This is a genomic window from Parvibaculum sp., from assembly GCF_045863935.1.
Taxonomy (GTDB): domain Bacteria; phylum Pseudomonadota; class Alphaproteobacteria; order Parvibaculales; family Parvibaculaceae; genus Parvibaculum.
On record NZ_BTVP01000058.1, the window covers coordinates 1 to 14,233 of the forward strand.

14 protein-coding genes and 1 tRNA gene are annotated in these 14,233 nt (G+C 63.4%); 7 read left to right on the top strand and 8 right to left on the bottom strand.

What is annotated here, in order from left to right:
* From ACKUUH_RS16190 to ACKUUH_RS16200, 3 genes are all read right to left on the bottom strand, one after another.
* Window positions 1-278 (bottom strand): hypothetical protein (locus ACKUUH_RS16190; protein WP_407950925.1); only part of this gene is annotated, 278 nt, incomplete at its 3' end.
* Window positions 275-1,663 carry a polysaccharide biosynthesis C-terminal domain-containing protein gene (locus tag ACKUUH_RS16195; protein ID WP_407950926.1) on the bottom strand — a complete coding sequence of 463 codons (1,389 nt, stop codon included), beginning with the start codon at window positions 1,661-1,663 and terminating at the stop codon, window positions 275-277. The genes ACKUUH_RS16190 and ACKUUH_RS16195, both read right to left, overlap by 4 nt.
* Window positions 1,664-1,674: 11 nt before the next feature.
* The gene (locus ACKUUH_RS16200) at window positions 1,675-2,943 is read right to left on the bottom strand and encodes a GNAT family N-acetyltransferase (protein ID WP_407950927.1); all 1,269 of its coding nucleotides are present in this window, start codon (window positions 2,941-2,943) and stop codon (window positions 1,675-1,677) included.
* Between the two features lie 147 nt (window positions 2,944-3,090).
* Between ACKUUH_RS16200 and ACKUUH_RS16205 the strand changes: the two genes are divergently transcribed.
* Complete coding sequence (locus tag ACKUUH_RS16205; RefSeq protein WP_407950928.1) at window positions 3,091-4,167, top strand: polysaccharide deacetylase family protein; 1,077 nt, start codon at window positions 3,091-3,093, stop codon at window positions 4,165-4,167.
* A 3-nt stretch (window positions 4,168-4,170) separates the two neighbouring features.
* Here the strand turns inward: ACKUUH_RS16205 and ACKUUH_RS16210 are convergent, their stop codons facing one another.
* Window positions 4,171-4,422 (bottom strand): hypothetical protein, encoded by a 252-nt coding sequence (locus tag ACKUUH_RS16210; protein WP_407950929.1) that lies wholly within the window; start codon window positions 4,420-4,422, stop codon window positions 4,171-4,173.
* A 165-nt stretch (window positions 4,423-4,587) separates the two neighbouring features.
* Here ACKUUH_RS16210 and ACKUUH_RS16215 point away from each other — a divergent pair.
* Window positions 4,588-4,662 (top strand) — tRNA-Asn (locus ACKUUH_RS16215).
* A 67-nt stretch (window positions 4,663-4,729) separates the two neighbouring features.
* Here ACKUUH_RS16215 and recQ read toward each other — a convergent pair.
* Complete coding sequence (recQ, locus tag ACKUUH_RS16220) at window positions 4,730-6,541, bottom strand: DNA helicase RecQ (protein ID WP_407950938.1); 1,812 nt, start codon at window positions 6,539-6,541, stop codon at window positions 4,730-4,732.
* A 223-nt stretch (window positions 6,542-6,764) separates the two neighbouring features.
* Between recQ and ACKUUH_RS16225 the strand changes: the two genes are divergently transcribed.
* The 5 genes from ACKUUH_RS16225 (at window position 6,765) to ACKUUH_RS16245 (ending at window position 11,206) form a co-directional block, all read left to right on the top strand.
* Window positions 6,765-8,030 (top strand): class I SAM-dependent methyltransferase, encoded by a 1,266-nt coding sequence (locus ACKUUH_RS16225; protein ID WP_407950930.1) that lies wholly within the window; start codon window positions 6,765-6,767, stop codon window positions 8,028-8,030.
* A 50-nt stretch (window positions 8,031-8,080) separates the two neighbouring features.
* Complete coding sequence (locus ACKUUH_RS16230) at window positions 8,081-8,695, top strand: NUDIX domain-containing protein (protein WP_407950931.1); 615 nt, start codon at window positions 8,081-8,083, stop codon at window positions 8,693-8,695.
* A 106-nt stretch (window positions 8,696-8,801) separates the two neighbouring features.
* Entirely contained in the window at window positions 8,802-9,800 is a 999-nt protein-coding gene (locus ACKUUH_RS16235; RefSeq protein ID WP_407950932.1) for a cysteine synthase A, read from the top strand.
* Window positions 9,801-9,821: 21 nt separating this feature from the next.
* Entirely contained in the window at window positions 9,822-10,667 is an 846-nt protein-coding gene (gene sseA / locus ACKUUH_RS16240; RefSeq protein WP_407950933.1) for a 3-mercaptopyruvate sulfurtransferase, read from the top strand.
* Between the two features lie 20 nt (window positions 10,668-10,687).
* Window positions 10,688-11,206: a GNAT family N-acetyltransferase gene (locus ACKUUH_RS16245; protein WP_407950934.1), complete on the top strand. Its 519-nt coding sequence runs from the start codon at window positions 10,688-10,690 to the stop codon at window positions 11,204-11,206.
* Between the two features lie 8 nt (window positions 11,207-11,214).
* On the opposite strand, the gene ACKUUH_RS16250 is transcribed toward ACKUUH_RS16245, so the two are convergent.
* The 3 genes from ACKUUH_RS16250 to ACKUUH_RS16260 all read right to left on the bottom strand — a co-directional run.
* Entirely contained in the window at window positions 11,215-12,003 is a 789-nt protein-coding gene (locus ACKUUH_RS16250) for an amino acid ABC transporter ATP-binding protein (RefSeq protein ID WP_407950935.1), read from the bottom strand.
* 8 nt (window positions 12,004-12,011) lie between these two features.
* A complete protein-coding gene (locus ACKUUH_RS16255) occupies window positions 12,012-13,124 on the bottom strand; it encodes an amino acid ABC transporter permease (RefSeq protein WP_407950936.1) in 1,113 nt (370 codons plus the stop codon).
* A 3-nt stretch (window positions 13,125-13,127) separates the two neighbouring features.
* Window positions 13,128-14,233, bottom strand: a 1,106-nt coding sequence (locus ACKUUH_RS16260; RefSeq protein ID WP_407950937.1) for an amino acid ABC transporter permease, incomplete at its 5' end; no start/stop codon positions are given.

Below are 14,233 nucleotides of genomic sequence, written 5' to 3' on the forward strand. Positions count from 1 at the left end.
ATCGACCGCATGGCCAAGCCCGCCGGCGAGTTGGCCGCCGCGAGCGTGATGCTGTCGAACTGCGTAGTGCGGTCGGTCGAAGATGCGCTCAGGGCATCGATCTCGGCGCGGAACGGCATCATCGCGTCGGCGCTTTGCAGGACGACGACATCGGCGCTCGGCGGCCGGCCGTGCAGATAGCGCGCCGCGTGGCTCAGCACTTCGACGGAAGGCCCCGTGGCACGCGGATGCTTTTTCGCAAGGCCCGGCCAGAGCGGGTATTGTCCGAGACCTGTCATGCAATCCTCAAAGCGGTAAGCGAACGCCGGATGGGACCGGCGAGAACAAAGGCGGTGATGCCGAGGCGCCGCTGGACGACGACGGCAAGACAGAAGGTCGAACCGACGATGGAGATGGCCGTTGCCGCCGCCGCGCCTGTCAGCCCGAAGGACGGCACCAGCAGGAAGTTGAGCGCGAGGTTCCCGACAGCGGCGACGCCGTATGTCCAGGCGACGGCGTTCTGGTTGCCGGTCATGTTGAGCAGGTATTCGGTCGACCCTGTAGCGGCGCGGGCGAGAAAGCCCGCCATCAGCAAGTAGAGAAGCGGATAACCCGTGCCGAAGTTCTCGCCGAAGAGGCCGAGCGCGAATTCGCCGGCGAGCAGGAGGAAGATGCCCGCCGCCAGCGTCGGCCAGAAGATCCACTGGATCGACCCATGCACGAAGGTCTGGAGTTCCGAATGTTTGCCGGCGCTATGAAGCTCCGCGAATTTCGGCACGGCGAGCGCCGCCACCGAGAACTGGATGAACGCCATCAAGTTCGCGATGCGTGTCGCGGCGAAATAGATGGCGATGTCGTCCGGTTCGACGAAATAGCCGAGCAGCACGATATCCGTGTTGGTGAGGAGCAGAAAGAGCCCCTCGACAAGAACGAGCGGCGCGGAGATCGCGACCCAGTGCTTCACATGAAAGACGGGCTTTGCTGCGGGAACAGTTGCGGAGACGCGGCGCGCGAGCAGATAGCGCTGCGCGAGCATGGTCGCGAAGGTGGCGCCGAGCGCGCCGAACGTGACCTGCAATCCCGTGGCGCTGCCGGTGAAGAAGAGCGTACCGCCGGCAACCGCAACGATGGCGAGCGGACGGACGATGTAGTTTGGAACATAGGCGAGATTGACCCAGCCGAAAGCGCGCGCGGCGCCCTCCTGCCAGTCCATCAGCGCAAAGCCGGGCACGCAGATGAGCGCGACCGCAAGCGGCCAGAGGTAGTAGCTCTCGATATTGTTCGAGAAGGCCCAGAGCAGACCGAGGCCCGCAAGCGACGCCGCCGCGCCGATGGCCGCGACGATACCGAAGGATGCCTTGAGGACGCCCGACAGGCGCCTCCATTTTTCCCTCGTCCTGTATTCCGGAATGAAGCGGAGCACGGATGTGCCGAAACCCATCGGCACGACAATGCCGAGGATCACGACCCAGACCCAGACATAGACGAAGATGCCGTATTCGAAGGCGCCCATCCACCGCGCGAGCAGCACCTGGCTGAGCAGCGCGATGGCCGCACCGGCGACCCGGATGCCCATGACGAAGGCTGCGCCGCGGACGACGCCCGCCAGATGCGCGTCGCCAAGCCTGCCCGCGATCATGTTTCCGATCCGCCCGAAGCGTGACGGAAGCCCTTTCGAAGTCATGACGTGTGCCCTCAGACCCGGGCGGAAATGGCTGCCGCGAACATGCCCTTCGCGGCGCGCAGCCGGGTGAACCCTTGCCAGAGTACCGGGGTCTGCTTGATGAATCGTTTAGCCTGGAGATAGGCGATCCGCGGACCGAGGCTAAGCCAGCCGACGAGATTGTTCGGCTCCACATGGTCGAGGAGCGGAATCTCGATCTCGCACCACTGGTCCTTGTAGCCTTCGTCGCCGATGGTGAAGTCGAAGGCTGTGTGACCGTTGGCGCTCGCCCGTTCCATCAGCTCCATGAGCTGGATCATGCCGGGGCCGAAGCGGGCCGCATCGCAGTTCTCGTCGTAGCTCGCGAGCACATAGTGATAGCGGCCGCCGAAGCTCACGCCCCAGTTCGCCGCCGCGACGGTATCGCCAACCGCGAGATGGTTGACCTCGATCATGCCCTCGGCATCGGGGTTGCCCACGAGATCGCGATAGAAGTCGCGGTAGCCGGGCTTGTCGAAAAGATTGGCGACGCCCATGCGGGCGAAGGTGACGGATTTCTGCTCAATCAGGATGTCGAGCGAGCGGAGCTTCTCCTCCGTTCTTTCCGGCGTGACGAGCGAGACCGCACCGAGCTCTTCGGTCTTGCGGCGCTTCTGCCGGTCACGCTTCTTGCTGCCGGAGGAACGCTTCTCGTTGTAGTAGCTCTCCCAGTCTTCCTTGAGCATCGTCATATGCGCGGAGGAAGCGTTCCGGCGAAGACCGATAAGCGTCGTCATCGGGTTCGCCTGTTCGCCGACGCGTTCCGGCATGCGGCTCAGCGTCACGATGTGATGGGTGGGCAGCGTTTCGCGGATGCCGTCCCAGAGCGCGGGAAACTGCGCCGGCGAGACATGGCGCGGGAAGGCTTTCGACAGCAGCGGCGCGTTGTAGTCGCAAAGGTCGCCGCCGAGCCAGATAAGCTTGTGGCAGAGGAGACCGTTTTCGATGCCGAGTGGAAGAATGAAGAGCGCACCGCCCTCGCTGTCCCATCCGACGACAATGGCAGGTTTCACGCCCTGCTTCGTCCCGATATGGCGCTGCCATGCCGAAATCCACGCATAGGTCTGGAAGGCCGTGCAATCGCCCGTCTTTTCAAGCGTCTGCCAGACCGCCTTGAGCGGCTCGATCTCCTCATGGATGGAGATCAGCACTTGCGGACGGCCCTCGGGCACGCCAAAAATGGCTGAATTTCGAGATTTTTCGGTCCCGATCGTCGCCGGAATCCGGCTCAGGTCTTCGAACTTGACGGTCAGCGGCGTCATTTTGGCCTCGCCTTGCTGTCTGTTTCCTTGCCGGGGAGACATCCGTTCGTTTCCCGAATCTGGACGTTCGCTCCGGCTCGAAGGCTAGATTGCAAGGCGTGTGCTAGGTCGTACCGCGTTAACCTTTCTCTCCGAGAATGCCCCGCAATGAGCAAGACCGTTCCCGCATCCCGTGCTGCCAGCCCGTCGCCGATGGGACGAATGCTGCTCGCCCTCCATGCGAGCGGGGCCTGCCGGCTCGCGCCGAAATCGCTGGCAGGGATCGGCGTCATCTTCATGCTGCATAGGGTCAGGGCGGATGACGGCGCGGCGTTCGCCCCGAACCGCATTCTCGAAATCACACCCGGCTTCCTCGAAGAGACGATCCGGACCGTCCGCAACCTCGGCTATACCTGCATGACGCTCGACGAGGCCGTGACCCGGCTCGATGCGGGTGAACAGGGCGAACGCTTCGCCGTCTTCACGCTGGACGACGGCTACAGGGACAACCTGACCGACGCCCTGCCCGTCTTCGAACGCAACGGCGTGCCCTTCACCGTCTACCTGACGACAGGCCTGCCGGATGGCCATGCGGAAATCTGGTGGGTGGCGCTCGAACGCGCGATCGCCTCGGCGGTGGCGATCCGCGTCATGGCCGGAGATCGCGAAATCGCGATGTTCACGCGCGACGCCGGCGAGAAGAACGACGCCTGGAACAAGATCTATTGGGCGCTTCGTGCATTGCCCGAACGCGAGCTGCGCGCCGAGGTGCGCCGCCTCGCCGCCGAGCACGGCATCGACATGGGCGCGCTGACCCGCGAACTCGCGATGACATGGGACGAGGTCCGCATGCTTGCGGCGCATCCGCTCGCAAGCGTTGAAGCGCACACCGCCGACCACTTCGCGCAGGCAGGACTCACAGCCGGGGACGCGCGATCCGACATCGAGCGCGGACTTGCCCGGATGGAAGCGGAACTGGGGCGCCGCCCCCGCCACTTCTCCTATCCTTACGGCGATCCGGGTTCTGCCGGGGAACGGGATTTTACGCTCGCCTCGGCACTCGGCTTCCGCTCCGCGACGACGACCCGCAAGGGATTGATAAAGCCCGCCCATGCCACACGGCTGACAAGCCTGCCGCGGCTCTCGCTCAATGGTGATTTTCAGGACAGACGGATGCTCGAGGCGCTGCTGAGCGGCCTTCCCTTCGCGCTGGCGAAACCTGTCCGCTCGCTCGGGATCGATTGAGAGCTAGCTGCTGCCGTTCCCGTTCTTGCGTCCACGGCGCCTGCGGCCCCACCACACCTCGAAGCGCCGCCGGGCACGCCGCACGGGATGGAGATCGACGGAGAGAACGAGGACGCCGAGCGGAAGCATCCAGAACCCCAGGACGGGCAGGAAACCGATAGTGCCGCCGGCCACGAGCAGCATGCCGACAACGATCCGCAGGATCGGCGGTCCCGGCACCTTCACCCGCTTGTCGCCGAATCGCACCGCCGCCATGACCTGCCGCTCTCCGCGAAAGATTCGCGGCGGAAAGCCCCGAACCCGTTTGGGCAGATAGGCATAAAAGGTGGCAAGAGCAAGACATTTGGGCTGGCACGGGTTAAATGTCTTTGCTATATGCAGCCCTCATCGGCATGGGCCCCGACGCCCTCGCCGACTTGATCCTCGGTAGCTCAGTGGTAGAGCAATCGGCTGTTAACCGATCGGTCGCTGGTTCGAATCCGGCCCGGGGAGCCAGTTTTGCTAGAGCGCACCAAAGGTGCGCTCTAGTCGTTTCAAGCCCCCTGAACGCACCCCACGCCCGTCACGTTGCGGCCTTCGCAGCGGCCACGACGGCCAGAAACGCTTCGCCATACCGCGCGATCTTGGCGCTGCCAACGCCGGGAATGCCAGCCATGTCGGAAACGCTGGCAGGAAGGCGCCGCGCCATCTCCCGCAGCGACGTATCGTGGAAGATCACATAAGGCGGCACGCCCTGCTCGCGAGCGAGCCGCATTCGTTCGGCACGCAAATCCTGAAATAATGCTTCTTCCTCTGGCGAAGCCGGAGGGACGGCGGCGGCGCCTGCGGCTGCTCTCTGGATGCGGCGCCCGGGCGACGGATCGCGGCGAAGCTCGATCACCTGATTTCCCTGCAACACGGGCCGTGCGCTTTCCTCGAGCTTGAGCGCCCCATAGTCCGTGTGGTCGATGGAAACGATGCCGCGCGCCGCGAGTTGCCGAAAGACCGACTGCCAGCCCTTCTGATCGATATCCTTGCCGACGCCGAAGGTCGGCAAGTCGTCGTGACGGCAGCGCTCAACTTTTTCGGTCTTGTTGCCGCGCAGGATGTCGATGAGATGCCCCGCGCCGAAGCGCTGGCCGGTGCGGTAGATCGCCGACAATGCCTTTCGCGCCGCTTCCGTGCCGTCCCACATTTCCGCAGGCGTCAGGCAGGCATCGCAATTGCCGCACCCGCCGGCATGATGCTCACCGAAATGCGCGAGCAATGCCTGCCGCCGGCAAATCACCGTCTCGCAGACATGAAGCAACGCATCGAGCTTCGCGCGCTCGACCTGCTTTACGCCTTCGGGCGAACCGCCTTCGTCGATCATCCGCCGCCGCAAGGAAACATCGCTCATGCCGTATGCCATCCACGCATCGGACGGCAGCCCGTCGCGCCCTGCCCGGCCCGTCTCCTGATAATAGGCTTCGATGCTCGACGGCAGGTCGAGATGCGCGACGAAACGGACATCCGGTTTGTCGATACCCATGCCGAAGGCGATGGTGGCGACGAGCACCGGCCCTTCGTCCTTGAGGAACAAATCCTGATGCCTGTCGCGGATGCTCCGGTCGAGCCCTGCATGATAGGGCAGCGCAGGAATGCCGTGAGCCGTCAGCCATTCGGCGGTTTCCTCGACCTTCTTGCGGCTCAGGCAGTAAACAATGCCACTCGCGCCTTCATGCGCACGGAGGAAATCCCGCAACTGGCTTTTCGCATTGTCCTTGCGGACGATCGTGTAGCGGATATTCGGGCGGTCGAAACTCGCGGTAAAAATCCGCGCTTCGTCGAGCTGCAGCCTGTGGACGAGATCGTCTCGCGTCTGCGGATCCGCGGTGGCCGTGAGGGCGAGGCGCGGCACACCGGGAAAGCGTTCCTTCAACCTCGCGAGCTGCAGATATTCCGGCCGAAAATCATGCCCCCACTGGCTGATGCAATGCGCCTCGTCGATGGCGAAAAGGGCGAGCGGCACGCGAGACAGCAGCGACATGAAACCATCGCCTGCGAGGCGCTCCGGCGTCACATAGAGAAGGTCGAGTTCGCCGGCCGCCAGCGCATCCCGGATGCCGCGTGCTTCTTCCGGCGTCAGCGTCGAGTTCAATGCCGCCGCCCGGACGCCGGACTGGCGCAATGCCTCCACCTGGTCGCGCATCAATGCAATCAGCGGCGAGACGACGACCGCAACGCCGTCGCGGCACAGGGCCGGTATCTGATAGCAGAGCGACTTGCCCGCCCCCGTCGGAAGCAGCACGACCGCATCGCCGCCCCCGACGACATGGGCGATGATCTCCTCCTGCTGGCCCCGAAAGGAGGGGAGACCGAATACCTCCTTCAGCACCCGTTCCGGGTGCGGCATCGGCTTTCTTTTCGGCTCGCAGGGATCGGTCACTTCGGGGTCCGGACAGGGGCGACTCAGGTGGGATCGTGTTCGCGCGACGCGAAACTAGCATCTGCACGCCCCGAGGAAACCCGCCCGGATTGAACCATCCGCGCTTTTCCCTCGTATTTTCCCGAAGACGACGAGCTAGGACTTGATGGCTTCAGCCGCTATAGTTGCAGGCTGACGGAGGGAGACGAGCATGACCCAGATCCCCGTTGACGAAACAGGCGGTGCCACCACTTCCCCGCAGAGCCTTGATGTGACGCCTGCGAATATCGGCTCGATTGCCGGCATCCCTCCCCTCGCACGCATCGTTTTCGGCGCACTCGCCAGGATCCGCCACGGCTCCATGACCGTCACGCTGCCGGATGGCCGCCGTCTCGTCTTCAGGGGAACAGAACCCGGCGAGAATGCCGAACTCGTCATCCGCGATTTTCGCCTGACGCGACGCTTCTTCTCCGGCGGCGACCTCGGCGCGGCCGAAGCCTTTCTGGACGGCATGTGGGACAGCCCGAACGTGACGGCCTTCCTGCAATTCTTCCTGCGCAACAAGGAGGCCTTGCAGGACAAGATGAACGGTATGCCCGTGGCGCGCCTCTTCTCGCGCATAGGGCATCTGATGCGCCGGAACTCGAAGACCGGTTCCAGACGCAACATCGAATACCACTACGATCTCGGGAACCGCTTCTACACGCAGTGGCTCGACCCCACGATGACCTATTCGGCCGCCCGCTTCGCGCATCCGGGGCAGGATCTTTCCGCAGCGCAGATCAACAAGTACCGCTCGCTCGCCGAACAGATCGACCTCAAACCCGAACATCACCTGCTCGAAATCGGCAGCGGCTGGGGCGGCTTTGCAGAGTACGCGGCAAAGGAAATCGGCTGCCGCGTTACCGGCATCACCATCTCGAAGGAACAGCTTGCCTTCGCCCGCGAGCGCATGGCGCAGAAGCAGCTCTCCCACAAGGTCGATATCCGCTATCAGGACTATCGCGACGTGAATGAGAAGTTCGACCGGATTGCTTCCATCGAGATGTTCGAGGCCGTGGGCGAGGAATACTGGCCGACCTATTTCCGGAAGGTGCGCGACTGCCTGAAACCGGGCGGCAAGGCGGGATTGCAGATCATCACCATTGCCGACCGCTCCTTCGCGGCCTACCGCAAGCGCGCCGATTTCATCCAGCGCTACATCTTCCCGGGGGGCATGCTGCCCTCGCCGGCCGTGCTTCGTCAGCAAGTGGCGCAGGCGGGCCTCACATGGGCGGATAATCTCGAATTCGGCCTCGACTATGCCGAGACGTTGCGCCAGTGGCGCGAGCGCTTCCGTGCCGCCTGGCCCGACATTCGTGCTCAAGGGTTCGACGAACGCTTTCGCCGCATGTGGGAATATTATTTCTCCTACTGCGAGGCAGGCTTCCGCGCCGGAAATATCGACGTGACGCAGGTGACGCTCGCCCGGCAATAGCGGTGCGTGGCGGCGGCTGTTAAGCTCGCCCGCCACAACCGGAGCAGCACATGGAATCCCGTCTCGTCCCGACGCCGCGCAGCCTTGCCGACATCGACCTTCGCTCGCGCGACATCATCGGCAAGGGCTGGGGAAAACTCGAACGCTTCGTTCTCCGCCACAAGCGCTTCGACGGCGAATGGTCGGACGAGATCACGCGCGACGTCTACACCATTGCCGAAGTCGTGAACGTGCTGCCCTACGACCCCGCACTCGACGCCGTGGTGCTGATCGAGCAGTTCCGGACCTGCGGGCTCGTCTGGGGCGAGGCGACCTGGCTCTTCGAGGCGGTTGCGGGCATCCGGGAAAAAGACGAGGAGCCGGAGGACGTCGCGCGGCGCGAGGCGGTGGAAGAAGCAGACTGCGAACTCAAGACACTTCACCCCTTGCCGACCGTCTGGTCCTCGCCCGGCGGCTATGGCGAGCGGGCCCACCTCTTCGCCGGCGTCGCCTCGCTCAAGGGCGTGGGCGGCATTCACGGCCTTGCCCATGAGCATGAGGATATCCGCGCCGTCGTGGTGCCGCTTGCCGAGGCCTATGCCGCCACGCAGGACGGGCGCATCCGCGACACAAAAACAATCCTTCTTGTTCAATGGCTTGTTCTGAACAAGTCCCAGATCAGTTGAACAGCTGGTTTTTGCTCTGGCGCCTTGAACCGGGCACAGCCCCTCCGTATGTTCCAGTGCGTCCCGCCTGCCAACCGATCCAGAAACAGACAACGAAAATCGCATCATGGATATCAAGAACGGCCTCGTCGACTCGATCGGCAACACGCCCTTGCTGCGCCTGAGGCGCGCATCGGAGGAAACCGGCTGCGAGATTCTCGGCAAGGCCGAATTCCTGAATCCCGGGCAGTCCGTGAAAGACCGCGCCGCCCTCTACATCATCAACGATGCGGTGAAGCGCGGCGCGCTGAGGCCCGGCGGCGTCATCGTGGAAGGCACGGCGGGGAATACCGGCATCGGCCTCGCCCTTGTCGGCAATGCACTCGGCTTCCGCTCGGTGATCGTGATTCCCGAAACGCAGTCGCAGGAGAAGAAGGACATGCTGCGGCTCTGCGGCGCGGAACTCATCGAGGTTCCGGCAGTGCCCTACAAGGACCCGAACAACTACGTGAAATATTCGGGCCGCCTCGCCGAGGAGCTTGCGGCAAAGGAACCGAACGGCGCGATCTGGGCAAACCAGTTCGACAATGTCGCGAACAGGCAGGCGCATATAGAAACGACCGGGCCCGAAATCTGGGCGCAGACGGACGGCAAGGTGGACGGCTTCATCTGCGCCGTCGGCACGGGCGGCACGCTCGCCGGCATCGGCATGGCGCTGAAGGAGCGCAACGGGAATGTTCAGATCGGCATTGCCGACCCGATGGGCGCCGCGCTCTACCACTACTACAAGCACGGCGAACTGAAGGCCGAAGGCAGCTCGATCACGGAAGGCATCGGCCAGGGCCGCATCACGGCCAATCTCGTGGATGCGCCCATCGACCGGGCATTCCAGATTCCGGACGAGGAAGCGCTGCCGGTCGTCTTCAACTTGCTGAAGGAAGAGGGCCTCTGCCTCGGTGGCTCGAGTGGTATCAATGTCGCAGGGGCAATTCGCCTCGCGAAGGAAATGGGCCCCGGTCATACTATCGTCACCGTGCTTTGCGATTACGGCACGCGCTATCAGAGCAAGCTTTTCAATCCCGCTTTCCTGAAGGAAAAGAACCTGCCGGCGCCGGACTGGCTCTAGCAGGAAGACGGAACGAGAGACATGTACGAGGCCACCTCCCCCCTTGCGACGACCGAATGGCTGGCGAAGCATCTCGATGCACCGGACGTTCGCGTGGTCGACGCTTCGTGGTATCTGCCGCAAATGCAGCGGGACGCCCGCGCCGAATATGAGCGCAAGCATATTCCCGGCGCCGTCTTCTTCGACATCGACGAGATCTGCGATCTCGACAGCCCGTTCCCACATATGCTGCCGAGCCCGGAGAAATTCTCCTCGCGCGTTCGCGCCATGGGCCTTGGCGACGGCAACCGCATCGTCGTCTATGACGGCGCGGGGCTGTTCAGCGCGGCGCGCGTCTGGTGGATGTTCCGCGTCATGGGACACGACGATGTGACCGTGCTCGACGGCGGCCTGAAGAAGTGGAAGGCGGAAGGCCGCCCGCTGGACGACATGCGGCCTCGCGCATCGGCTCGCCACTTCACCGCGCGCCGCAATACCGGCCTGATCCGCGACCGGGAGGCGATGCTCCACAATATCGACACCTGCACCGAGCAGGTTCTCGACGCCCGCAGCACCGGACGCTTCAACGGCACGGAGCCGGAGCCCCGTCCGGGCCTTCGCGGCGGACATATTCCCGGCAGCCTGAACCTCCCCGCAAACAAGCTTGTCGCGGATGACGGCACCATGAAGAAGCCCGGGGAATTGAAAAGACTCTTCGAGGAAGCGGGCGTCGATCTCAACCATCCGGTCGTCACGACTTGCGGCTCCGGCGTCACGGCCTCCATTCTCGCACTCGGTCTCGCCGTTCTCGGCAAACCCCAGGTTCCCGTCTATGATGGCTCATGGGCGGAATGGGGCGCTTGCGTCGAGATGCCCGTCGAGGCCTGAAAGGGAGGCGGGCTGCGGGGATGGGAAAGAAGCACAAGACGATCGTTACCCACCTTGAAATGACTGCGCCGCCGCGTCTGCCCCCTGCCCCGCACCCGCCGGGCAAATACGCGCTGATGCGCGCGGAGAACCCGCCAGTTCACTTCTACCGCTATCTCTACGACGCCGTCGGCCGGGATTATGTCTGGGTGAATCGCAAGCGGTTGTCGGACAAGGTGCTTGCCAGCATCGTCCAGCACCCCGACGTTGAAATCTACGTGCTCTATTGCAACGGCTCGCCGGCGGGCTATTTCGAACTCGATTTCCGCTCGCTCCCCCGCGCCGAGCTCTCCTTCCTCGGCCTGATCCCCGAGCAGGTTGGATCGGGCATCGGCAGCTTCCTTCTGCGCGAAGCGATCACGATGGCCTGGTCGCGGGATATCAATCGCCTCATCGTCCAGACCTGCACGCTCGACCATCCACGCGCGCTGCCGATGTATCAACGCATGGGGTTCACGCCCTATGCGCAGGAAGAGGCGGAGCTGGAGGAGCTGGACTGAGCGAGTGCTCAGTGCGCGAGTATCTGCGCCAGGAACTCCTTCGTGCGCGAATTTTTCGGCGCGCTGAAAAATGCCTCGGGCGGTGCCTCCTCGATGATCTCTCCGCCATCCATGAAAACGACGCGGTTCGCGACCTCGCGTGCGAAGCCCATCTCATGTGTCACGCAAAGCATGGTCATGCCTTCACGTGCGAGCTCGACCATGACGTCGAGCACTTCCTTGATCATCTCGGGATCGAGCGCCGAGGTCGGCTCGTCGAAGAGCATGATCCTGGGGTTCATGCAGAGTGCCCTCGCGATCGCAACGCGCTGCTGCTGGCCACCCGAGAGCTGGCCCGGATACTTGTTTGCCTGCTCGGGAATGCGCACACGCTCAAGATAGCTCATGGCGAGATCGCGCGCTTCCTCTTCCGGCATCTTGCGGACCCAGAGCGGCGCCAGCGTGCAGTTCTCCAGCACAGTCATGTGCGGGAAAAGGTTGAACTGCTGGAACACCATGCCGACTTCGCGCCGCACCTCGTCGATGCGCTTCAGGTCTTCGGTAAGCTCGATGCTATCGATGACGATGCTGCCTTCGTCATGCGGTTCCAGCCGGTTGATGCAGCGAATGAGTGTCGATTTTCCCGAGCCTGAAGGCCCGGCGATGACAATGCGCTCGCCCTCCTTCACCGTGAGATCGATGTCCTTCAGCACATGGAAATCACCGAACCATTTGTTCACGCCCTTCATCTCGATCATCACCTTGTCGGAGATTCTCATCCCGGGCGTTTCTTTCGGCGCTGCGTTTCCCTCGGACATGATCTCTCCTAACGCTCGCGTGCCGTGTTGAGGCGGCGTTCCATGAAGTTCGAATATTGCGACATCCCGAAGCAGAAGACCCAGTAGACCAGCGCCGCAAAAATATAGGCGGTGAGCGCACCCTGCGGCACTGTCCATGACGGGTCGCTGAGCTGAGCGCGCACCTGCCCCAGGAGGTCGAAGATGCCGACGATCAGCACCAGCGTCGTGTCCTTGAAGAGACCGATGAAGGTGTTGACGATGCCGGGGATGACATGACGAAGCGCCTGCGGTAGAACCACAAGGCCCATCGTGCGCCAGTAGCTGAGGCCGAGCGCCCGCGCAGCTTCGTATTGCCCGGCGGGGATCGCCTGCAAACCGCCGCGAACGACCTCCGCCATATAGGCCGATGAGAAAAGCGCAACGCCGACAAGGCATCGCAGCAGATTGTCCGGGCTCATGCCCTCCGGCAGGAAGAGCGGCAGCATGACGCTCGCCATGAAGAGCACGGTGATGAGCGGCACACCGCGCCAGAACTCAATGAAGATGACCGAAAGCATCCGGATCGCGGGCATGGAAGAACGGCGGCCGAGCGCGAGAACGATACCGAGCGGCAATGAGACGACGATGCCCGTCAACGCGACGACGAGCGTGACGAGAAGACCGCCCCACTCGCTTGTCGGCACCGGGCGCAGCCCCGGCCGGTCGCCCGCGAGCAGAACCAGCGCGATGAGCGGATAGATCACCAGCAGGAAGATCAGATTGAACCGCTTGGCGGGCGCCGACGGAATGAGCGCAGGCACCAGCGCCACGGCACCGAGCCCGAACACGACATTGACACGCCATATCTCATCCGCTGGATAACGGCCGTAGACGAACTGGCCGATATTCGCCCGGATGAACGGCCAGCAGGCGCCCTTGTCCGGCCCAAGGCAGGCGTCCCGCGTCGTGCCGCTCCAGACGGCGCTGAAGATCGTGAAATCCAGAACCGGCGGTATCGCAAGCCAGAGCAGATAAAGGCAGGCGAGTGTGAGGACAGTGTTGCCCACGCTCGAAAACAGATTGCGCCGCGCCCAGACGACGGGAGAAACGCGCATCTGGCTCTTGGGCGGCAGACGGCCTGTCACATCTTCCATTGCCATACGTCAGCGCTCCTTCAGCGCGATGCGCGCGTTGTACCAGTTCATGGCAAGCGAGGTGACGAGGCTGAGCGTGAGATAGACAGCCATGGTGATGGCAATGACCTCGATCGCCTGGCCGGTCTGGTTGAGCACCGTGCCGGAAAAAACCGCCACGAGGTCCGGATAGGCAATGGCAACGGCAAGCGACGAGTTTTTCGTGAGGTTGAGTATCTGGCTGGTCAGCGGCGGTATGATGAGGCGCAGCGCTTGCGGGATAACGACAAGACGGAGCGTCGTTCCTTCCTTGAGACCGAGAGACGCGGCCGCCTCGCGCTGCCCCTTGCCGACAGACTGGATGCCAGCCCTGACGATCTCGCCGATGAAGGCCGCGGTGTAGAGCGTGAGACCGAGAACGAGAGCGACGAATTCAGGCAGCAGGCGCATACCGCCCGTATAGTCGAATGCGCCTGTAACCGCGAAATCGAGATGGAACGGCGCGCCGGCAATGAACCAGGTGAGCGCGGGCAGCAGCACGACGAGAGCGGCGGCGCTACGCCACGCCGGAAACAGTTTCCCCGTCGTCCGCTGGCGCAGCCTTGCCCAAACGACGAGAAAAATACCCGCCGCCACAGCCGCGGCGACGGCGGTGAAAAAGGCAACCGCGCCGGCGTCGAAGACCGGCGCCGGCAGGATAAGCCCGCGATTGTTCAGCAGCACGCCCGGCAGCGGCTCGAGACTCTCCGACGGTCCCGGCAGCGGGCGCAGGACCGCGAAGTACCAGAAGAAGAGATGCAGCAGCAGCGGGATGTTGCGCATCACCTCGACATAAGCGGCGGCAAGCTTCGCGATCAGCCAATTGTTCGAGAGGCGCAGAACGCCGATGAGGAAGCCGAACAGCGTCGCAAACACGATGCCGATGACAGCAACGACGAGCGTGTTGAGAAGGCCGACGAGAAAGGCACGGCCATAACTCGCCTGTTCGCTATAGGGGATCAGCGTCTGGATGATCCCGAAGCCGGCCGTGTTGTCGAGAAACCCGAAGCCCGACGAAATGTTGAGCCGCTGCAGGTTTTCCTGCGCGGTCGCTGCAAAGAACCAGACGATGGCGATGACGGCGGCAAGCACGGACG

Bases quoted from the DNA above. Each gene is read 5' to 3' on its own strand.
- ACKUUH_RS16230 (WP_407950931.1), top strand. From the start codon at position 8,081: ATGGAATCCCGTCTCGTCCCGACGCCGCGCAGCCTTGCCGACATCGAC.
- ACKUUH_RS16245 (WP_407950934.1), top strand. From the start codon at position 10,688: ATGGGAAAGAAGCACAAGACGATCGTTACCCACCTTGAAATGACTGCG.
- ACKUUH_RS16225 (WP_407950930.1), top strand. From the start codon at position 6,765: ATGACCCAGATCCCCGTTGACGAAACAGGCGGTGCCACCACTTCCCCG.
- ACKUUH_RS16250 (WP_407950935.1), bottom strand. From the start codon at position 12,003: ATGTCCGAGGGAAACGCAGCGCCGAAAGAAACGCCCGGGATGAGAATC.
- ACKUUH_RS16255 (WP_407950936.1), bottom strand. From the start codon at position 13,124: ATGGCAATGGAAGATGTGACAGGCCGTCTGCCGCCCAAGAGCCAGATG.
- ACKUUH_RS16235 (WP_407950932.1), top strand. From the start codon at position 8,802: ATGGATATCAAGAACGGCCTCGTCGACTCGATCGGCAACACGCCCTTG.
- ACKUUH_RS16210 (WP_407950929.1), bottom strand. From the start codon at position 4,422: ATGGCGGCGGTGCGATTCGGCGACAAGCGGGTGAAGGTGCCGGGACCG.
- sseA (WP_407950933.1), top strand. From the start codon at position 9,822: ATGTACGAGGCCACCTCCCCCCTTGCGACGACCGAATGGCTGGCGAAG.
- ACKUUH_RS16195 (WP_407950926.1), bottom strand. From the start codon at position 1,663: ATGACTTCGAAAGGGCTTCCGTCACGCTTCGGGCGGATCGGAAACATG.
- ACKUUH_RS16205 (WP_407950928.1), top strand. From the start codon at position 3,091: ATGAGCAAGACCGTTCCCGCATCCCGTGCTGCCAGCCCGTCGCCGATG.
- ACKUUH_RS16200 (WP_407950927.1), bottom strand. From the start codon at position 2,943: ATGACGCCGCTGACCGTCAAGTTCGAAGACCTGAGCCGGATTCCGGCG.
- recQ (WP_407950938.1), bottom strand. From the start codon at position 6,541: ATGCCGCACCCGGAACGGGTGCTGAAGGAGGTATTCGGTCTCCCCTCC.